Below are 21,239 nucleotides of genomic sequence, written 5' to 3'. Positions count from 1 at the left end.
GTGATGAGTGATGTAATGCAAAATACGCCCCCCCAGAGCATTGAGGCGGAACAAGCCGTCCTTGGGGCGATCATGATCGATGCGGATCGACTGATCAGTGCGTCCGAACGATTATTGCCACAAGATTTTTATCGTGCGGCCCATCAACGGATTTTCGAAACGATGCTTGTGTTGTCGGATCGCGGAGAAGCCATCGATCTCGTAACCGTTACGGCGGAACTGAGTACGCTTGGCATCCTCGAGGAAGTCGGCGGTTTGCCGTATCTCGGTGAACTGGCGGAAGGAGTTCCGACTGCCGCAAACATCAATTATTACGTCAATGTCGTCGATCAAAAGTCGACCTTGCGCCGATTGATCCGGACCGCCAATGAAATCGTCACGGATGGTTATGAACGGCAAAATGAGGTCGACGTCCTGCTCAATGAAGCGGAACGGAAGATTCTCGAAGTATCACAAGGAAAAGGCAGTGCCAGTTTCATTCCGATTTCGGATGTCCTGACGAGTGCCTATGCGACGATTGATAAATTGCACAAACAGAGCGGCGAGACGACCGGAATTCCAACCGGCTTCCGTGATCTCGACAAAGTGACGGCCGGATTCCAGCGCAATGATTTAATCATCGTGGCCGCCCGTCCGTCTGTCGGGAAGACGGCGTTTGCCTTGAATATCTCGCAAAACGTCGCGACCCGTGCTGATGAGAATGTCGCCATCTTCAGCCTTGAGATGGGTGCGGAGCAGCTCGTCATGCGGATGCTCTGTGCAGAAGGCAATGTCGATGCCCAGCGTCTCCGGACCGGACAGCTTGAGGACGAGGATTGGGGCAAGTTATCGCTTGCGATGAGCAGTCTGTCACAAGCCGGCATCTACATCGACGATACACCGGGTATCCGTGTCAACGACATCCGGGCGAAATGCCGCCGTTTGAAGCAGGAACATGGTCTCGGGATGATCATGATTGATTACCTGCAGCTGATTCAAGGGAACGGCCGTTCAAGCGATAACCGGCAACAGGAAGTCTCTGAGATTTCCCGGTCCTTGAAGTCGCTCGCCCGTGAACTTGAAGTCCCCGTCATTGCGTTATCGCAGCTGTCACGGGGAGTTGAGAGCCGGCAGGATAAACGGCCGATGATGTCCGATATCCGGGAATCCGGAGCAATCGAGCAGGATGCCGATATCGTCGCTTTCTTATACCGCGATGATTATTACAACAAAGAAACGGAAGATGCGAACACGATTGAGATCATTATCGCGAAACAGCGGAATGGTCCGACCGGTACCGTCAAACTCGCTTTCCGGAAAGAGTTCAACAAGTTCGTTGACCTCGAACCGAATAATTCGTATGCCCCACCCGCCTAAACGGGTTCAAAACGCCTCTGTCTTCCGGGACAGAGGCGTTTTTTCAATCATTATGTTTGAATATCTTGAAGAGAAAGGAAAAAAACGAATTAAAAACGTCTTTTAAACGAACGAAAAAGAAATGTAACATTTAATTGTTCGGTATTTGGTTGACTTCTTTTTTTTTCCGCGTTACACTTAGTCGTGGTTTTGAATCGTACGTGGAGGTGGATGAGAATATGTCATCAGTAGTAGTAGTCGGAACACAATGGGGCGACGAAGGAAAAGGAAAGATTACCGATTTTCTTTCGAAAAAAGCCGATGTCGTTGCTCGTTATCAAGGTGGAGACAATGCCGGACATACAATCGTATTTAATAATGAGACGTATAAGTTACACCTGATTCCATCTGGAATTTTTTACTCGGACAAGAAATGTGTCATCGGGAACGGACTCGTCGTTAACCCGAAATCGCTCGTCAAAGAACTGAAGTATCTGCACGATCGTGGTGTTTCAACGGATAACTTACTGATTTCGAATCGTGCGCATGTCATCTTGCCGTACCACCAGTTGCAGGATCAGCTCGAAGAAGAAGCAAAAGGCGATGCAAAAGTCGGAACGACGCTCAAAGGAATCGGACCGTGCTACATGGATAAAGCAGCACGGATCGGAATCCGGATGGCTGATTTACTCGACAAAGAAACATTCGCTGAAAAATTAAAAATTGTCCTCGAACAGAAAAACCGGATGTTCACGAAGATGTATGACGCGGAAGCGATTGCGTTTGACGATATCTTCGAAGAATACTACGCGTACGGTCAAGAGTTCGCGAAGTATGTCTGCGATACATCGGTCGTCGTCAACGACAGCCTCGATAAAGGGGAAAAAGTCCTCTTTGAAGGCGCACAGGGCGTCCTGCTCGACCTCGACCACGGAACGTACCCGTTCGTCACGTCATCGAACGCATCAGCCGGTGGTGTCGCTTCAGGTGTCGGCGTCGGTCCAGCCCGGATCGATCACGTCGTCGGTGTCTGTAAAGCGTACACGTCACGTGTCGGTGATGGTCCTTTCCCGACAGAACTGTTTGACGAAATCGGTCATCAGATTCGTGAAGTCGGCCGTGAATACGGTACGACGACAGGCCGTCCGCGCCGTGTCGGCTGGTTTGACTCGGTTGTCGTGCGTCACTCACGCCGCACAAGCGGTTTGACGGATCTTTCACTCAACTCGATCGATGTCCTGACAGGAATCGAAACACTTAAAATCTGTACGTCGTACGAATTCAACGGCAAACAGATTGATGAGTATCCGGCAAGCTTCCGTGATCTCGAAGCATGTGTCCCGGTTTATGAAGAGTTACCGGGTTGGAAAGAAGACATCACGCATATCCGTAAGTTTGAAGATCTGCCGATCAATGCACAGAACTACGTCAAACGGATTGCAGATTTGACAGGGATCTCGCTTGTCACATTCTCTGTCGGACCGGGTCGTGAACAAACGGTCGTTCTCCGTGATTTATACGAAGAAGCTTAATGTTTTAAAGACGGCAACTCCGGATTTTTTGAATCTGGAGTTGCTTTTTTCATCTCTGATTAAGCGAAATCATTCACAAGATCGATGGAACGGGCGTATAATGAAGATAATGTTTCACGTGGAACGCATGACGTGAACGTATGATGAAGTCAACAGAGTGGCGTCGGGAGTTTCCGTCGCCACCTTTCTATATGCCTGAAAAACAGGTAAAATAGATTGAATAGAAATTATTAAGGGGGAACACCCAGTGACGGAACGTAAAATCCTCGTCGTCGATGACGAGCAACCGATTGCCGATATATTAAAATTTAAATTAGAAAAAGAAGGTTATAGTGTCGCCGTAGCAAATGATGGAGTGGAAGCACTCGAGAAAGTCGAAGAGTTCAATCCCGATTTGATTTTGCTGGATATCATGTTGCCCTTGATGGATGGCATGGAAGTTTGCCGGGAAGTCCGGAAAACTTCAAAAGTTCCGATCATCATGCTGACAGCAAAGGATTCCGAAATCGATACGGTCCTTGGCCTTGAGCTTGGTGCCAATGATTACGTCACGAAGCCATTCAGCTCACGCGAATTATTAGCACGCGTGAAGGCACATTTGCGGAACGTCAATACCGTCGAAGCGGCACCTGCCAATGCAGGACCGGGTCCGCTCAAAGTAGGAGAACTGTATATCGATACGAATTCTCATACCGTTACACGACAAGATCAAAAAATCGAGCTGACGCAACGTGAGTTTGAACTGTTGCATTACTTGGCAAAAAATATCGGGCAAGTCATGACCCGGGAACACTTGCTTCAAACAGTCTGGGGATACGACTACTTCGGTGATGTACGGACCGTCGACGTCACAGTGCGCCGTCTGCGTGAAAAAGTCGAAGACAACCCGAGTACACCAATCTATATCATGACCCGCCGCGGTGTCGGCTACTATCTCCAAGACGGGGAGAATGAATAACGATGTTAAAAGGAACGAACTTCTTTAAATCGATCCAGTGGAAGCTTGTCGTCATTTATGCGTTGTTGATTTTAGTCGCGATGCAAGTCATTGGGGTTTACTTCGTTCGTTCTCTTGAAAAACAGTACATTACGAACTTCTCAAAATCTGTTGAAGACCGGGCCGGACTTGTCGCGTACAATGTCGGGAAGGAATTCGATAAGACAGGCGATGATGAGGCCTCCAAACGGCAGTTGTCTGAATCTCTTGGACAGCTGCTGTCTGAGTTTAGTAGTGGCTCGACGTCAAGGAACGATATTCTCGAAGTACAAATCATTGATCAGGACTCGATCATTCAAGCGACATCCGACGAAGACAATCAGTCAGCGGTCGGACAACGGGCAACAAATTCACTGATAAAAAAAGCACAGGCCACGAGTTCGTCTCGTGTCGATACCGTCCTTGATCCGACGACGGAAGACAAGATCCGCATCTTTGCCGTCCCTGTCACCTCCGAGCGGACCGGGGCGACGACCGGCATGATTTATGTCCGGGCGTCGATGGAGTCGATCTATTCTCAAATGCAACAAGTCACACGGATCTTGGCAACGGGGACAGTGATTGCACTTGTCATCACCTCGATTCTCGGTGTCCTGTTATCGCGGACAATCACCCGTCCGATTTCGGACATGCGGCGTCAAGCGATCGAGATGCGGCGCGGGAACTTCTCGCGGAAGGTTAAAGTATATTCCGACGATGAAATCGGTCAGTTGGCACGTTCCTTCAACGAACTGACGGATGAATTGCTCGAAGCGAACGCGACGACGGAAGCCGAGAGGCGGAAATTGACGAGCGTCCTCGAAAATATGACGGATGGCGTGATTGCGACAGACCGGACATTACGGGTTATCCTGATGAACGACCAGGCGAAGGATATCGTCGGTGTCGATGAATCTGGTATCGTCGGGACGAACTTAAAGGATCTCCTCGCACTTGGAGACGACTTCATGATTCCGGAAGACGGAACGATGCCGCCCCGTCTGCTCGATTTCAGCAGTGAGGATGAACTGTTCCTTGTCCGGGCCTTCTTCTCGCCGGTCAAAAAGCACAGTGGTCCGATTACCGGGATGATCATCGTCCTGCATGACGTCACGGAGCAGGAACAGGTCGAGCAGGACCGACGCGAATTCGTCGCGAACGTCAGCCACGAACTCCGGACACCGCTGACGACGATGCGGAGTTATCTGGAAGCCCTGGCGGAAGGCGCATACCAGGATGAAGAACTGGCACCTCGTTTCCTTGAAACGACACAAAACGAAACGGAGCGGATGATCCGCCTCGTCACCGATCTGTTGCAACTGTCGAAAATGGACAGCAAGGAATATAAGATGAACAAAGTCCGCTTTGATTACATTCAATTCTTAAACGATATTCTGGACCGTCACGATATGACAAAACCGGAACGGATTCGGTTCCGGCGCAAGATCATGAAGCGGAAAGTCTACATCCGCGGGGACCAGGATAAATTGATCCAGGTCGCGGACAATATCCTGACGAATGCCATCAAGTATTCACCGGAAGGCGGTACGATTACCGTTCGGACGATGTTACGGGCAAAACGAATCGTCATCAGCATCAAAGATGAGGGTGTCGGGATTCCAAAAGCGAACTTACAGAAAATCTTTGAACGTTTCTACCGGGTCGATAAAGCACGGGCCCGGAAGATTGGCGGAACCGGACTCGGTCTCTCGATTGCCAAAGATGTCGTTTCGGCGCATGGCGGTGACATTTGGGCAGAAAGCGAATGGGGACGCGGCACGACGATTTACTTTACGCTTCCGTATGAGGTGATCGAAGAGGTGGATATCGGATGACGAAACAGCGACTGAAATCCATCGCGTTGATTGTTCTGGTCAGCGCTTCGATTGTCCAGACGGCGATGTTATGGACGTATCATCCGAGCAGTGAGTCGATTGAGCAGGAACAGGTGTCGTTCAATGAAATCGATGCCTCGAAGACGGTCGAAGGAAATCAGCTGATCAATCCGGAACTTGTCGTCTACTCGGACGGTGAAAGTGCCTATCAGACCCAGATCATCGGTCGGACGATTCTGAACCGGATCGGCGCCTCGTTTGATGTCGGTGTGCTAGTTTTGACCGATAAGGCATCCAACATTCCGGTCAGTAAGCGGAGCGTCGAGATGATTTTCCCGACGCCTATCAGTTCGAAGATGCTCGAGGAATTACTCGGAGAAAAACAAATTGCGATGTCTGAACCGATCAAACGGCTTTATCTGCTCGATTATGAAGGACCGATTCTTCGGCTGGAGTCGACGACCGGGCGATTTAAAGACTTTAAGTTAATCGGCGATGAAACGGTCTTAAAACGGTTATTCGCCTATGACAAGAAAAAACCGATGACGAAAGTCGAGCTCAAGGGCGGTGACTATACGTATGTCCCGAGCGGTGCAACAAAACTGGAAGAAGTCTTCGTCTACGATGACATCGCACAGGATCCGAAACCGCTGAGCCGGATCGAGAGCGCGTTCTTTACGGAAAACTCGAACGTGCAGCAAATCAAAAGCCGGGATGATCTCGACGTTCTGACGGACGGTGTCAGTGTCTCGACCTATGACCGGGATTACAATGCGTTCCGTTTCAATACGTTGTCGCCGAACACCCAGACCTCGTCCATCGATTACAGTACGATCGTGAGTTATATCAACATCCATGGCGGATGGCTCGATCCTGTAACGCAACGCAGCGGCTTCCGGTATTACTTTGATCAGATGTCGAAAACGGATGAAGAACAGGCGGCGACGTTCCGCTTGTATTTGAACCGGTATCCGATCTTCGGTGAAACAGGACCGTTGCTCGAACAACCGGACTTCGATCTCGCGACCATCAAGGTCACGTTCGAAGAAAATCAAATCCGTTCGCTCAGCCGCAGCATGATTCGGGCGGATCGGAAGTTGTTGCTTCGGGAAACGACCTTGCCGTCGATTGATCAAATCGAAAAGCAGCTTCAATCCGCTGATCTGTTGGATGAGATTTCCGGCATCCGGATGGGGTATGAGATGACGTACGAAATTGAAACGAGTCGTTATGCCTTGTTTAAGCCGGCCTGGTTCGTCAAACACAACGGGAAATGGACGACGGTCGATCAAGCTATCGGAAAAGAGGGGTAAGGATTCATGGATTGGAGTAAAGCAAAAACGTTACTGATTTTGACGTTCCTGATCCTGAACGCCTATCTTGCCGTTCAGTTGATGGACCGAATGATCGATCCCCGAATCGTCACGACGAACGCGGACGGGAAAACTGTTTTGAAAGAACGAAAAATTGATGAAAAGAAACTGCAGACCGTCTCGAAAGACATCGGTTATTTGACGGCGGAAGTCGATACGAGTTCATTGGCGCCGAAATCAGGTTCACCGATCCAGGATGCCGTCACGTCTGTCAAAAATCAAATCGAGTGGTCGGTTCGTCTGACGAAACCGTTCCCGCTCGAAGCGAAAGCGATGCGTGATTCGGCGACATCGTTTGTCCAGTCATCGGCTGCGTACGGGACCGACTATACGTTTTGGAAATATGACAGTAAACATAACGAGATGACGTTCGTTCAGACATACAAGGAGCAACCGTTGTACTCGACACCGCAACAGTCGCGAGAAGATGACGCGATGATCGGTCCGTCCCTGCTCGTACTGCAGTTGAACGAGCAGAAGGAAATCATCAGTTACAAACAACGTCACTTAAACAAAGTCGTCCGTCAGGCACAGGATGTCACGTTATTATCGGCGAGTGAATCCGTCATCCAACTGTCGGAGCAGGGTCTGTTCCCGGCTTCGAAACGAATGACGAGCCAAAAACTCGGGTACTTCTGTCTCGTGACGGAAGGGACGAAATCGGTACAGATTTTACCGCCGACGTGGCAGATTGAACTGAACGGAGAAGAACTGTATTTCGTCAATGCAATCGACGGCGGAGTCCAGACCATCGAACGGCTTGATACCGTTTCAGAGAAATGAGGAATGCACGATGAGCCTACACTACAGCGTCCTTGCCAGTGGCTCGACGGGGAATGCCCTCTATATCGAAAGTGAACAGACCCGCCTGCTCGTTGACGCCGGCCTGACCGGGAAAGCGATGCTCGCGCTGTTTGACCAGATTCACCGGTCACCGGAAAAAATCGACGGCTTGTTCGTCACACACGAACATTCCGATCATATTAAAGGTGTCGGCATCATGGCCCGGAAGTACAACATTCCGCTCTACGCGAATGAAAAAACGTGGGCGGCGATGGAAGCGAAGATCGGCAAAATCGATCCCGCACTGAAGTTCCTGTGGGAAGTCGGCGAGGTCAAACAGTTCGGTGACATCGAGGTCGAATCGTTTAACGTCAGTCATGACGCGGCCGATCCGATGTTTTTCCAGTTCGCCCATGAGGGAAAACGGCTGGCTCACATCACGGATACAGGTTACGTCTCGGACCGGATGAAAGGTGTCATCCGCGGCGCCGATGCCTATATTTTTGAAGCGAACCACGATATCGGGATGCTTCAGATGGGGCATTACCCGTGGAGCGTCAAACGGCGAATCCTCGGCGATTACGGTCACGTCTCGAACGAAGACGCAGCGATCGCGATGAGCGAAGTGCTCGACGACCGGACGAAACGGATCCATATGGCCCACTTGAGTAAGGACAACAACATGAAGGAGCTGGCCCGGATGAGTGTCTCCCAGACGCTCGCGAGCCGCGATGTCGACCTCAGCAAGATCCAGTTGCTCGACACCGATCCCGTCATTCCGACGCCGCTTTTGAAGCTCTGATTATGGGAAATTACTGAATATGCTCAAAAGACCCCCACATTTGGCTAACTCGCCACGTGATGGGGGTATACTTGTGTAAAGAGAGTTTAGAAGGAGGCGTGTGTCGATGGATCGACCAGAAGAACCACGGAACGAATCAGATCAGCCTTACGCATCGACCGATGAGACAAACGGCTTTCCGCCGCGACGACCAAGTGAAGACGAGCCGGTCAGTCCTTATCGTGAATCATATGAAGAAGAACCACCTGCACCAAAACGCCGCGGCGGCGGGAAAGCCTTTTTTGTAGGCCTGATCGGCGGAATCATCGGTGCGCTGTTGATTGCCCTGATTGCTTGGCCGTTCGTGCGTGACGAAATGACAAGTCCGACGCCGGTCTCAAATGCGACGCCGGAACAGGCGGCAACGAAAGCAACGGAATCGGAAAACGATATCGTCAGTGCCGTCGGTCAGACGAAGGAAGCGGTCGTCAGCGTGACGAACCTGCAAAGCTCGTTCCAGGGTGCCGATCAGGAGACCGGAGCCGGATCGGGTGTCATCTATAAAAAAGACGGCAACAAAGCGTATGTCGTGACGAACTATCACGTCGTCGAAGGTGCAAGCCGGTTGTCGGTCACATTGTCTGACGGAACGGCACTCGAAGCGAAAGTGCTCGGGGAAGATCCAACATACGATTTAGCCGTGTTGTCGATTGATGCATCAAAAGTGACACAAGTCGTCAAACTCGGGGATTCGGATACGTTACGTGCCGGGGAGACGGTTCTTGCGATTGGGAATCCGCTCGGCATCTTTGCGAACTCGGTCACACGTGGTGTCATCAGTGCCCAGGAACGGACAGTGCCGGTTGATACGAACAAGGACGGGCAGCAGGACTTCAACACCGAAGTCATTCAGACCGATGCCGCAATCAATCCGGGTAACTCAGGCGGAGCGCTCATCAATACGTCCGGTCAATTGATCGGCATCAACTCGATGAAGATTGCCGAAGCAAGCGTCGAAGGGGTCGGTTTTGCGATTCCGATCAACGAAGCGTTGCCGATCATGCGTGATCTCGAACAAAACGGTGAAGTGATTCGTCCGCAACTCGGGATTCAGATCCGGGATGTTCAGGAATTCCCAAGCGGGTTCCGGGAAGATCGTCTGAAACTGCCGAGTGACGTCAACCGCGGAATTGTTGTCGTCGGTTTGACGAAAAACAGCGGAGCGGCAAAAGCCGGGATGAAAGAAAATGATGTCATCGTTGAGATCAACGGCAAAGACATCCGATCGTTTGCCGATCTAAAAAGTGTCCTCTATCGTGACGCTAAAGTCGGCGACAACGTCAAAGTGACGTTCTACCGGGGCGGCGAGAAACAGACACTTGATGTCAAACTGTCGGCGCAAGCAGCGACGGTACAATAACAGATTCAGATCAACTACTCGTATACGTGCGGGTAGTTTTTTTTGCGTAGAAAAGATAGTGTTTCCGGTTCTCATCGTATCTTGCTGGCACGCGCTTTCCTCAGACGAGGAACAAGCCGCGGGCTTCTTGCCTGTCGGCGTCGAGTCCCTGGTCTCGTTTTCCTCTGACAGCGCGGGCGAGCCGTGCTTTTTCCTGTAGGAGTCGCGTGCAGCGGATACGATGAAGGAATTGGTGGTGAAGGGAAGCGGATCAAGGAAGTAACTCCAAAGAGGAGCTGTGGATAACTTTTTTCGGCCGGAGAAGTCAATTTTTGTTATACTGGTAGCGGATAAATGTGGATAACTTAAAAGGAGGAAAAGACCTGTGGATAAATATGTCTGTTTAGAACACGTCGAGTTAGCGCTCGACGAAGTAGTCGATGAAACGGAAGAGTACCCGATTTTGGAAGAGGTACCGGCAGAGAAAAACGTCACATGTGAGTACTGTGACCAGCCCGCGACATATCTTGTGTCAAGCAAAAAATAATTATCAACATGTGGACATGTGGATAACTCTGTGGATAACTCCTGAATTTTCTGTCAGAAAGCGAGAACAATGATGCAAATTACCATTATCACGGTCGGAAAGTTAAAAGAGAAGTACTTGAAGCAAGGGATTGCCGAATATACGAAACGTCTTGGCGCCTATTGTTCGATTCAGGAAATCGAGGTACCGGACGAAAAAGCACCGGAACAATTAAGTGACGCCGAGATGCAGCAAGTGAAGAAAAAAGAGGGCGAACGGATTTTAGCGAAGATTGGACCGGACGTTCACGTCTACGCACTTGCTATCGAAGGAAAGCAACGGACGAGTGAACAGTTTGCGACAGAACTCGACCGACTGGCGACGTACGGCAAAAGTAAAATCGCGTTTGTTATCGGCGGATCGCTTGGTCTCGCACCGGAAGTCATGCAACGGGCAAACGATACGATTTCCTTCTCGAAGATGACATTTCCCCATCAATTGATGAAGATGATTCTCTGTGAACAGATTTATCGGGCGTATCGGATTAATCGGAATGAGCCGTATCATAAGTAAGTTCAGTCAATACAAAAGACCATGTCAAATGCTGTTACGCAATTGAGATGGTCTTTTGTATAGCATAGCTTTTCTGACAAGAAGAGATGATCAAAAAAATGCAAAGGAGGTAACCTATGAACTGGAATGAACTAAAAGAGGAATCAGAAATCGTGGAGTTACTTGAGGACTTTGGTTATTTTCATGATGGCTGTTTGAAGGAGATGCATATGTGGACCGAAACGTATATTGATGAGAATCTGACGATGGCTGCTCCAAGCGGATTAGATACAAACGTCAAACTGTTATTTCAACGTCAGTTTAAAAACCCGTCTGCGATTGAATTATGGTTTGAAGGTGTAACAGCAATTTATATCCTTCCGACAGCAGAAAATTTCGCCTCGATACTTTTTGAGGCTGTCATTTTAAAACAGAATGATACTTATTATTGGTCAGATGATATTGATTTTGATCCGAGCAATATCGAACATAACGTAAGTTGGATATCAGCTAAAAAACTTAGATGGAGAGAAAGAAATGATTGGATGGGAAAACAGCATCGATATGAGAGTAAGGAATAAAAATGAAGAACCTTTTGTTTTAGGATTTCATCAATTACATTTAGGTCATATTCAAAATCAATATCAATACCAAATAAAAGTATGCTTGAAAAAATAACCGGTGAGGTGAGAAGACATCATGTCATGGAAACACCAGATGTATTTACATATTTATGCTCAGCATACCAATCATCAAGAATCCTTTATTGTTGGAAATAAACAAGCATTATTGAAATTAAGAGATTTGATTGATGAAGCGCTGGTTGAAACTACGGCTGCTGAAGGCGGATTTTTCTCATCAGATGATGAAGGGTACGAAGTTTACATTGGTCTGGTCAAAAATGAGGAAGTGTTTCAGTCATTGGAAATGCCCTATACGGAGCAGTTTGGGGATTGGAATGATCAAAGACATTTTATCAATTTGAAAAATGATCCTAATGCACCTTATGATCCGATGATACTTTTTAATGAAACAAAACAAAAAAAATAGTATCGATTCTGCTAATTTGATTATTAAAGTAGGATTAGTTTTTCTACGTTTTTCTTTTTAGTTGATAGCGCTACGATCCATCTAAATGTGGAGACAATGAAAAAGATGGACAATTGCGGTATATGTCCAACAGAATGTCTTATTCAATCCAAAACACATGTAAGACTGACAGCGAGGTCAATTCTACATGTGTTTTTTATAGGACATTCAATTTTTTATCAAAATTAGGCGATCTATCTCCCACTTTCACTTCTAAACGAAGTGAAAGTGGGAGAGGAATCGCCAGCCTGCTTTTCGGGTATATTTTCCTTTAAAGGAGGTGAAAAATGGTGTTGAAGCACAAGGCCTACAAATTCAGAATCTACCCCACAAAAGAGCAGGAAATCCTGATCGCGAAGACGATCGGGTGTTCACGCTTCATCTTCAACCACTTCTTGGCGAAGTGGGATGAAATGTACAAGACCACTGGAAAAGGACTGTCCTACGGTTCTTGTTCCAAAGAAATTCCTTTGTTAAAGCAGGAGTTCGACTGGTTGAAAGAAGTGGATAGTACCTCTGTTCAGATCAGCGTCAAACATCTTGCTGATGCGTTTGACCGCTTCTTCAAGAAGCAGAACGAACGCCCTCGATTCAAGTCGAAGCGCAATCCCATCCAGTCGTACAAGACCAACATCCAAGGCAAAAACCAGCTTCCTGAAGTCTCGATTGGATGCAACAAACTCAAACTTCCGAAGCTGAAATGGGTACGTTTCGCCCATTCGAAACACATCACAGGCCGTATCTTGAACGCCACGATTCGACGTAACGCTTCAGGCAAATATTTCGTCTCCCTGCTCGTCGAGCAGGAGATCAACGAATTGCCGAAGACCGGTTCATCTGTCGGCGTCGACGTTGGACTCAAGAACTTCGCCATCCTGTCGGACGGCACGGTATATAAGAACGACCGTTACTTCCGTTCGCTTGAGAAGAAACTGGCGCGCGAACAGCGTAAGCTCTCCTGTCGTCAACGCATCGCCCTGAACAAGAAAATCACGCTTTCTGAGGCGAGAAACTATCAGAAGCAGAAGCGGAAGGTCGCCCGTATCTATGAGAAGATCGCCAACAAGCGCACTGACTTCCTGCACAAGGTATCGACCGAGATCGTCCAAAACCACGACGTCATCGGGATCGAGACCTTGCAGGTGAAGAACATGCAGAAGAATCGCAAGTTAAGCAAGGCCATCTCGGACGTCAGCTGGTCCGAGTTCTTCTGCATGTTGGAGTACAAGGCGAAATGGTACGGGAAGACCGTCGTAAAAGTCGGCAAGACCTTTGCTTCCAGTCAACTGTGCTCCAGTTGCGGACATCAACACAAAGACGTGAAACATCTTGGCTTACGGGAATGGACATGCCCGAGTTGCGGCATCCATCACGACCGGGATGTGAACGCAGGACTGAATCTCAAACAAGAAGCCGAACGTATCTTAGCTTCTTCAACCGTCGGGACGACGGGGTTAGCCTGATAAATTTTCGACCGTTAGGTCGGATAACTCAGGAATCCTTCACCTCTAAGTGAAGCGTAGGTGGAGGTAGTTCAAGTTCGTTCTAACACAGTCGCTAACATCCGGTGCACGACTTCGTGATCGCGGACATCATGCAGCTGATAATCCTTGCCGGGTAATGTGTAAACGTCGGTTGAGCCAACATAGGAGATGGCGAGTTCGAGTGTGCCGTCTTCCTGGCAGGTCGTCCGTAATTCCAGTTCGCCGCTGATGACGCCGACTTCATTCGTCATCACACCGTGCGTGGCGGTAAACGTAGAGGTTTTCGTTTCCATCGAATCGACTCCTTCTTAGTATGTACAGGTGTTCAGCATCGTTTGCAGTGCTGTTTTTTCAGAGGATTGGAGACTTAAGCCCCAACGACTTTTTGTATTAATCCACATCTTCGAGTAGGCACAGCTTGCGCCGGCACGAGTTGGTTTCCATGTCGATGGATCCTGGTCACCCTTCGAACGGTTTGAGCTTGCGGAGACGGCAATCAATTGCGGACCGTTGAGGTCGTTTGCGAATGCCTGACGTGTCGTTGTCGTCCAGCTGCTTGCACCTGAACGCCATGCTTCCGCGAGCGGCACGACATGATCGATGTCGAGATCGGACGGGTTCGTGAATGTCAGTCCATCATAATAACTGTACCATGAGCCGGACGTGACCGGACAACTGCCGACGTAAGAATCCGCATCGCGTTTCAAAACGACTTGACGGGTGTCACAGCCGCTTCCTTGGCTGCTCCAATGCGGGAAGAGATCACGGGAGTAACCGGTCATTGTACTTTCGGTCTTGACTGTCAGTGCGTTGAGCTCAGATTGAGCCGTCGCTTTTGACGGGATGCCGGACGGGAGTGCGGAAACGGGTGAGAGGTCGAACTGAAACGCAGTGAGAAGCAAAACAAACGATACGGCGAGTAGCTTGATTTTCTGGAACATGAATTGCCTCCTCTTATGTAAGTGTGATGAGAGAATCCTCTCAACTCACTCAGTATGCCATCGAATATTTTGGATAGGGTTAAAATAATGTAAACATTACAAAAGTTGAATACTTTTTACCGGAAATATTTTTTTGGAATTAAGCCTAAAGTAATGGAGAAAGGAATTATAAAAAAAATTAAAATCAATATCAGATAAAACATGGAGTGCATACATTAAAATTGCGAAGACTTTTAACGTGAAAAAAGCACCCGCTACTGGGATGCTTTGGTTACAGACTTTTATCGTGCGCTGATCGTTTTTTGAAAAAATGGACGACTAGAAAAACCAGAACAATGTTTGATAAAAAACCAAACGAATCAAAGAAAGCATCTAAGAGCGGCATTTTTTCCAGGAAAATTCGTATAAAAAACAAAACAATTGAGCTTACGAACACTACCAGAAGGATGGTCAGAAGAGAACGATTGGTAAAAATCAAGCCGAGAACCAGGAAGACTGACACGAGACCGATGATTTGAGTCACCATGAGACACCTGCTTTCTGTTACATGATCTGTATGTATGATTTTTTCCTTAGTTGAACTTTTCTTAAACAAATTTCCATCAAACCTGTGTCATTTAAGAAGGACAATAGGGAAATCTGGAACTTTACATAAGAAAAAGCGTATGAATGAAGGAAGGAGCTGAGGGGATGAAAAAAGGATTACATACGTCCATTATACCAAATTTTATTTTAGCAGGACTGCTCGTCTTGATGATCATTACACTTGTTTTCGTTCAACGTCATCTCAACTCGATTCAGATTGAATCCATTGTTGAGCAGGCAGACGAACGAGGTTTTGGCTACGAATTGGTGATCCATGAACCAATCACGAACTCCTACAGTTTTAGAGCATTCGAACAGGAGTAACAAGAACCAAATCGAAAGGAGAAGTCCGTTGAAAGCCATCAGTCAATTTTTACTGTTCTACGCCGTCACGGTGATGATTATTTATGTCGTGTCGATCTTTCTGCCGGTCGCGCTAAATTTCATCGTCTACTTTTCCATCGCGTTGCTGATTGTTCTGGTCGGTTATCTGATTCGACATTATTTATTCAGTTCCCGGGCAAAGAATTGAACTCTGTCAGCGAATCTGATTCAAATCTTGTATAGTAAAGGGGTACCTCTGTTCGATTTGGACAGGAGGCACTCCTTTTTTAGGAGCAACGAGGAATTCAAACGCCAAGGAGCTGAGACCGTACCATGAACAAACAAGACATCAGTGATATCCGTCGCCATTTTAAGGTCGACTCGGAACTACTTAAAATCAACGAAATTTATAATGTATATATCCGCAAAGAAACGAGTGAAATCTTCTATGAGGAAAGCCGACCGTTTGCCTTTCTTGAACTCGAGCAACAGGAACTGTTCCTCGCGAACTTCAAGAAAGTCCTGACCGGGAAACTCGACATCAAGCTGTTTGAGGTCAAGTTCCAGCAGCCGGAAGAAGGCGCGACCGGACATACGCAACAACTGTTGTACGAAGGGCTGTACACGGAAGAGACGGAAGACTGGACGGAGCAGATGCAACAGATCGCGCTGAAGATGGTCCAGGACGTGCAGTACGAAAACGATATCGTCGTCACGTTCATCCGGGGACAGTATTACAAAACAACGAAACGTCAGGCGGATGAGACGGAAGTGGATAAGAACGATGAAGTCTATACGACACCGTTTATTCTCAGCAGTCTCAACCAGACGGAACTGCCGAAACAGTCGCTTGTCTTCGACTATGTCGATCTCGAGTTCAAGTCGAACCTGCTGATCAATCCGGTCATCAAACTGGCGTCACCAATTGGCGGCTTTTTATTTCCATGCTTCACGGACAATGCGGCGGACGTCAACCGTGTCCTTTACACAGCAAGCAAACCGAATAAACCAGACCTGCTGTTCATCGAAAATGTCCTGAACGGTGATCAGATCGTGACGGCGGAAGAAGACAAAGCGGTATTTGAAGAGATCGTCAAACTGGTCATCGGCGAATCAGTCGATTCAAAAACGCTCGCGGGTGTCTATGAGGAAGTCAATCACTTGCTCGTCGTAGAAGACGAAAAGGAAGACGAGCCGGAAGATACTCCGATGCTGGACGTCAAAGAAGTCGAACGGGTCTTAAAAGCGAGCGGCATCGAAGACGTCAGTACGGAACAGGTCGAACGTGCCTTTAAGACGGTCATCGATGATACGGCGTACGAAATGAAGGCGAGTAACATCGTCCCGAACTATGAAGCGAAATCGATTAAAATCAATACGAAAGTTGCAAATATCTCCGTCAGTGCTCAAGACTTGAAGTACATTAAGCAGGTCAATTACAACGGCAAACAATGTCTGTTGATCGAAGTCGAGGAAGACACGGTCATCGACGGATTCACGCTCGTTTCAGAAGAAAATATCTTAAGCTAATTTAAAAAAGCCACTCGTTTCACGTCATTCCGACAAGGAAAACACGTGAAAGACAAGTGGCTTTTTTTGAATCATCCAGAATGATTGATTAATCGGATAAAGATGCGTATGATTGGTTTTGTAAGCGGTATCTTTTAAGAAAAAGAGATATCGGACATTTTTTTAATTATTTACGAAAGCGGTTTCGATACTTATTTTTACAAATGAATGATTTCTTATAAACAAGTGAACGATTCGGTTAAAGGAGGAATAAGCATGGGACAGGATTATCAGCAATGGGTCGACCGGTTAGCACAAAAAAAGACCGGTGAACGGCAGGATGGTGTTGAAGTCGTGATCAAGCCGGTACCGGACCGGACGGAAAGCGGCGTACTTGATCCGCGCGTCTTGGAAGTCATGATGCAGCAACAGCAGGACAGTTCACCGGTCGGCCCTTTTTCACTCGAAGCAGCGCGGGCCGGGATGGGGTGGATCAATACCGACCTGACGACGACAGACATCACGACGGAAGACATCATGATTCCAAGTGCCGAACAACCGATCCCGGCGCGGATCTATCGTCCCCGGTCGACGGAACCGTTACCGGCGGTTGTCTATTTTCACGGCGGCGGCTTTTTCGGCGGAACGCTTGAACCGGTTGAACATCCTTGCCGGTTGTTGGCGGAGCGGGCGAACGTCGTCGTGATTTCGATCGATTACCGACTCGCACCGGAACATCCATTTCCAGCCGGTCTGAACGACTGTTTTACGGCCGTCAAATGGGTTTATGAACAGGGGGAAGAACTCGGGATTAACCGTGAACAATTGGCTGTAGCCGGTGATAGTGCCGGCGGGAACTTAGCGACGGTCTGTGCCCTGCTTGACCGCGAACAACAGACAGAGATGATCCAGTACCAAGTCCTGCTCTATCCGGTCGTCAATCTCGCGGCTCTGCCGACGGATGATTTCAACTGGCGTCTTGACGCATACGAGATGAACGAGAATCGGGAGTTACTTGAAGGAATCGTCACAGCTCTGGAAGACTCGGATGGATTGTTGAACCGGTTGTACCTGCAAGGGACGACGGACGTCCAGGATCCACATGTCTCTCCGCTCTTCAGCGACAAGTTGACAGGACTGCCTGACGCATTGATCATCACGGCGGAATACGATTATCTTCGTCTCGAAGGCGAAGCGTACGGACGAAAACTCGCGCGGTCAGGCGTCAAAACAAAACGCATTCAATACAACGGCATGGATCATGCCTTTATCGAAAAGCTCGGGCAGTATCCGCAAGCGGAAGACTGCATCACGGAAATTGCAAACGGTCTTCAGAACCGGTTTGCGGTAATGAAATCTGATACGAACACCATAGGGGGATAAGCAGATGACGACTTATACATTAGATTGGAACGCCTATACGGCACTGGCGAGACAGACGGTCGCAGAAGGGGCGGTCCTGCTGAAGAATGACAAGCAGACGTTGCCGCTGTCAGCGGGGACAACAGTCTCGGTGTTCGGACGCAATCAGTTCAACTATTACAAAAGCGGAACGGGATCGGGAGGGATGGTGAACGTCACACACGTGACAAGTCCGCTCGAAGCGTTGCAAGACCATCCGGATGTGACGGTAAACCAATCGTTGCTCGACGTGTATGAAGTCTGGCTGAAAGATCATCCATTTGATAAAGGCGAAGGCTGGGCGGCGGAACCCTGGTCGCAAGAGGAAATGCCGGTCACGGACGAAGTCGTCGCTCAAGCGGCGGTGCAGTCGGATGTCGCCATCGTCATGATCGGTCGGACGGCCGGTGAAGACCGTGACAATACGGCAGACCCGGGCAGTTACCTGCTGACGGACGTCGAATTAACCTTGATTGAAAAAGTCTCACAGGCGTTCCCGAAGACCGTTGTCTTGTTAAACGTCGGCAATGTCATCGACATGCAGTGGGCGCTTGATTTTGATCCAAGTGCGATTTTGTATGCGTGGCAAGGCGGGATGGAGGGCGGAAATGCCCTAGTCGATCTCTTGACGGGAGCGGTCACACCATCCGGGAAACTGCCGGATACGATTGCCCGTTCACTCGACGCGTATCCGTCGACGCCATACTTCGGTCACGAAGACCGGGCGATCTACAAGGAAGACATCTACGTCGGGTACCGCTACTTCGAGACGTTTGCGAAAGACGACGTCCTGTATCCGTTTGGGTTTGGTTTATCCTATACGACGTTTGACGCCGTAACAGAAAGGGTCGACATGACGGAGCAACAGGTCACATTGACAGTCACCGTCACGAATACAGGGACACGCAGCGGGAAAGAAGTCGTCCAGGTGTATCTCGAGAAACCACAGGGACAACTCGGCAATCCGGCACGCGGACTCGTAGCCTTTGCGAAGACGCAACAGCTGGAACCGGGTCAACAGGAGACGGTAACGTTGACGGTACCGCTGACGGAATACGCGAGCTACGATGATGCCGGTATGACGGGGCATAAATCCTCTTACGTCATTGAAGCAGGAGCGTATCATCTGTACGTCGGCACGGACGTCCGGACCGCGGCGCACGTGGCGACACAAACGATTGACACGTTACGTGTCACCGAGACGTTAAGCGAAAACATGGCTCCGGTCACGGCATTCGACCGGCTGAAGCCATGCAAGACGGAAACCGGTTATGACGTCACGTACGAAGCGACACCGCTGCGGACAATCGATCCGGAAGCCCGCCGTCTCGCCGAACGACCGGCAGCACGCACGTATTCGGAAGATCAAGGTCTGACACTGAAGGATGTCTATGAAGAGAAGACGTCCCTCGACGTGTTCCTCGATCAATTGACGGATGAGGATCTGGCAGCGATCGTCCGCGGCGAAGGGATGAACTCACCGCGCGTCACACCGGGAACAGCGGCTGCTTTTGGCGGTGTGACCGACCGGCTGACGGCATTCGGGATTCCGGCGGCCTGCTGTGCCGACGGTCCGTCCGGAATCCGGATGGATATCGGAACTAAAGCCTTCTCACTACCGAACGGAACGCTTGTCGCGTCGACGTTCAACGTCGAGTTGGTGGCGGACTTATTTGAGATGACTGGGCTCGAACTCCGGAAAAACGGCATCGATACGTTGCTTGGACCGGGGATGAACATCCATCATCATCCGCTCAACGGTCGGAACTTCGAGTACTTCTCGGAAGATCCGCATCTGACGGGGATGATGGCTGTCGCCCAGCTCGACGGGATGCACCGGGTCGGGGTGACTGGAACGCTGAAGCATTTAAGTGCCAATAACCAGGAATTCCATCGCCATGATCTCGATTCGATCGTCTCGGAGCGGGCCTTGCGGGAGATTTATTTAAAAGGATTTGAACATGCCGTCAAACGGGGACAGGCATATGCGATCATGACGACATACGGTGCCGTCAATGGTCTGTGGACCGCCGGCCTGTATGATCAGAACACCCGGATTCTCCGTGATGAGTGGGGCTTTGACGGTGTCGTCATGACCGACTGGTGGGCGAAAATCAATACCGAAGAAACGGAAGCCAACCGGCAACAGACGGCGACGATGGTCCGTTCGCAAAACGATCTCTACATGGTCGTCGGAGAACCGGGTGCGAATCCGTTTGAGGATGATACGCTGTCGTCGCTTGCAGACGGGACGTTGACACGGGCGGAATTGTTACGGAGTGCGGCGAATATCTGTCAGTTCATCCTGCGGTCACCGGTCATGGAGCGGACACTTGGTCAGGAATCAACAGTCGACGTCACCGGATTACCGGAAGAAACGGATGATCTGAACGAACAGGCCGTAACGCATCAGCAACTCCAGAGCGGCGTTCCGATTGTCTTCGACGAACTCGACACGTCGACCGGAAGCAGTCATGTCTTCGCCGTGACGGCGGAAGAAACCGGGATGTACCACGTCATGTTTGAAGCCCGGTCGTATGCCGGGGAACTCGCGCAGATGCCGGTGACATTGTTTGCGAACAACATGCCGGTCGCGACGTTTACGTTTAACGGAACAAACGGCGAATGGGTGACGCAGACAAAAGATGTCTTTGTCTTTAATCCACACAACTACTTCAAGCTGTATTTTGCACTTGGCGGGCTTGAGCTCAAAAACATCACCTTTACGTTAACGGAATCGTTCCATATGAAAAACGGGTAAACTTAAACACCAGGCAGTCAGTTGCTGCCTGGTGTTTAACGCGTTTTAAAGGA

Annotated in this window: 20 protein-coding genes; 18 read left to right on the top strand and 2 right to left on the bottom strand. The window is 49.2% G+C overall.

All coding sequences use genetic code 11. The features are described 5' to 3' along the window. Positions 1-3 precede the first annotated feature (3 nt). The 13 genes from dnaB to tnpB all read left to right on the top strand — a co-directional run bounded on the left by dnaB (position 4) and on the right by tnpB (position 13,644). The gene (gene dnaB / locus EXIG_RS15415; protein ID WP_012371893.1) at positions 4-1,356 is read left to right on the top strand and encodes a replicative DNA helicase; all 1,353 of its coding nucleotides are present in this window, start codon (positions 4-6) and stop codon (positions 1,354-1,356) included. 218 nt (positions 1,357-1,574) lie between these two features. Then, positions 1,575-2,867 carry an adenylosuccinate synthase gene (locus EXIG_RS15410; RefSeq protein WP_012371892.1) on the top strand — a complete coding sequence of 431 codons (1,293 nt, stop codon included), beginning with the start codon at positions 1,575-1,577 and terminating at the stop codon, positions 2,865-2,867. A gap of 247 nt (positions 2,868-3,114) precedes the next feature. Continuing rightward, entirely contained in the window at positions 3,115-3,825 is a 711-nt protein-coding gene (gene yycF / locus EXIG_RS15405; RefSeq protein ID WP_012371891.1) for a response regulator YycF, read from the top strand. A gap of 2 nt (positions 3,826-3,827) precedes the next feature. Beyond that, positions 3,828-5,678 carry a cell wall metabolism sensor histidine kinase WalK gene (walK, locus tag EXIG_RS15400; protein ID WP_012371890.1) on the top strand — a complete coding sequence of 617 codons (1,851 nt, stop codon included), beginning with the start codon at positions 3,828-3,830 and terminating at the stop codon, positions 5,676-5,678. Further along, positions 5,675-6,991 carry a YycH family regulatory protein gene (locus EXIG_RS15395; protein WP_012371889.1) on the top strand — a complete coding sequence of 439 codons (1,317 nt, stop codon included), beginning with the start codon at positions 5,675-5,677 and terminating at the stop codon, positions 6,989-6,991. The genes walK and EXIG_RS15395 overlap by 4 nt, the downstream gene beginning before the upstream one ends. A 6-nt stretch (positions 6,992-6,997) precedes the next feature. After that, positions 6,998-7,834 carry a two-component system regulatory protein YycI gene (locus EXIG_RS15390; RefSeq protein WP_012371888.1) on the top strand — a complete coding sequence of 279 codons (837 nt, stop codon included), beginning with the start codon at positions 6,998-7,000 and terminating at the stop codon, positions 7,832-7,834. A gap of 10 nt (positions 7,835-7,844) precedes the next feature. Further along, a complete protein-coding gene (locus tag EXIG_RS15385) occupies positions 7,845-8,636 on the top strand; it encodes an MBL fold metallo-hydrolase (RefSeq protein ID WP_012371887.1) in 792 nt (263 codons plus the stop codon). Positions 8,637-8,742: 106 nt separating this feature from the next. Next, on the top strand, positions 8,743-10,035 hold the full coding sequence (locus tag EXIG_RS15380; RefSeq protein WP_012371886.1) for a trypsin-like peptidase domain-containing protein: 1,293 nt from the start codon (positions 8,743-8,745) through the stop codon (positions 10,033-10,035). A gap of 364 nt (positions 10,036-10,399) precedes the next feature. Next, on the top strand, positions 10,400-10,561 hold the full coding sequence (locus tag EXIG_RS15810; RefSeq protein WP_012371885.1) for a CxxH/CxxC protein: 162 nt from the start codon (positions 10,400-10,402) through the stop codon (positions 10,559-10,561). 72 nt (positions 10,562-10,633) lie between these two features. Then, the gene (rlmH, locus tag EXIG_RS15375) at positions 10,634-11,113 is read left to right on the top strand and encodes a 23S rRNA (pseudouridine(1915)-N(3))-methyltransferase RlmH (RefSeq protein ID WP_012371884.1); all 480 of its coding nucleotides are present in this window, start codon (positions 10,634-10,636) and stop codon (positions 11,111-11,113) included. Positions 11,114-11,229: 116 nt separating this feature from the next. After that, positions 11,230-11,673, top strand: a complete 444-nt coding sequence (locus EXIG_RS15370; RefSeq protein ID WP_012371883.1) for a hypothetical protein — start codon at positions 11,230-11,232, stop codon at positions 11,671-11,673. Between the two features lie 118 nt (positions 11,674-11,791). Beyond that, the gene (locus tag EXIG_RS15365; protein ID WP_052294393.1) at positions 11,792-12,142 is read left to right on the top strand and encodes a hypothetical protein; all 351 of its coding nucleotides are present in this window, start codon (positions 11,792-11,794) and stop codon (positions 12,140-12,142) included. A 329-nt stretch (positions 12,143-12,471) separates the two neighbouring features. Next, the gene (gene tnpB, locus EXIG_RS15360) at positions 12,472-13,644 is read left to right on the top strand and encodes an IS200/IS605 family element RNA-guided endonuclease TnpB (RefSeq protein ID WP_041262068.1); all 1,173 of its coding nucleotides are present in this window, start codon (positions 12,472-12,474) and stop codon (positions 13,642-13,644) included. Positions 13,645-13,715: 71 nt separating this feature from the next. Here the strand turns inward: tnpB and EXIG_RS15355 are convergent, their stop codons facing one another. Both EXIG_RS15355 and EXIG_RS15350 read right to left on the bottom strand, forming a co-directional pair. Continuing rightward, positions 13,716-13,958 (bottom strand): hypothetical protein, encoded by a 243-nt coding sequence (locus EXIG_RS15355; protein ID WP_012371879.1) that lies wholly within the window; start codon positions 13,956-13,958, stop codon positions 13,716-13,718. Positions 13,959-13,973: 15 nt separating this feature from the next. After that, positions 13,974-14,606: an HNH endonuclease family protein gene (locus EXIG_RS15350; RefSeq protein ID WP_012371878.1), complete on the bottom strand. Its 633-nt coding sequence runs from the start codon at positions 14,604-14,606 to the stop codon at positions 13,974-13,976. A gap of 690 nt (positions 14,607-15,296) precedes the next feature. On the opposite strand from EXIG_RS15350, the gene EXIG_RS15340 reads away from it, so the two are divergent. From EXIG_RS15340 to EXIG_RS15320, 5 genes are all read left to right on the top strand, one after another. Next, the gene (locus EXIG_RS15340; RefSeq protein WP_012371876.1) at positions 15,297-15,515 is read left to right on the top strand and encodes a hypothetical protein; all 219 of its coding nucleotides are present in this window, start codon (positions 15,297-15,299) and stop codon (positions 15,513-15,515) included. Between the two features lie 28 nt (positions 15,516-15,543). After that, the gene (locus EXIG_RS15335) at positions 15,544-15,723 is read left to right on the top strand and encodes a hypothetical protein (protein ID WP_012371875.1); all 180 of its coding nucleotides are present in this window, start codon (positions 15,544-15,546) and stop codon (positions 15,721-15,723) included. A 125-nt stretch (positions 15,724-15,848) separates the two neighbouring features. Beyond that, complete coding sequence (locus EXIG_RS15330; RefSeq protein WP_012371874.1) at positions 15,849-17,045, top strand: DUF4317 domain-containing protein; 1,197 nt, start codon at positions 15,849-15,851, stop codon at positions 17,043-17,045. A gap of 255 nt (positions 17,046-17,300) precedes the next feature. Next, positions 17,301-18,407, top strand: coding sequence for an alpha/beta hydrolase (locus EXIG_RS15325; protein WP_012371873.1), 1,107 nt, complete (start codon positions 17,301-17,303; stop codon positions 18,405-18,407). A 4-nt stretch (positions 18,408-18,411) separates the two neighbouring features. After that, complete coding sequence (locus EXIG_RS15320) at positions 18,412-21,186, top strand: glycoside hydrolase family 3 protein (protein WP_012371872.1); 2,775 nt, start codon at positions 18,412-18,414, stop codon at positions 21,184-21,186. Positions 21,187-21,239: the final 53 nt, after the last annotated feature.

Origin of the sequence: Exiguobacterium artemiae 255-15, from assembly GCF_000019905.1 — a bacterium.
Taxonomy (GTDB): domain Bacteria; phylum Bacillota; class Bacilli; order Exiguobacteriales; family Exiguobacteriaceae; genus Exiguobacterium_A; species Exiguobacterium_A artemiae.
This window is presented reverse-complemented; position numbering and strand designations above follow the sequence as displayed.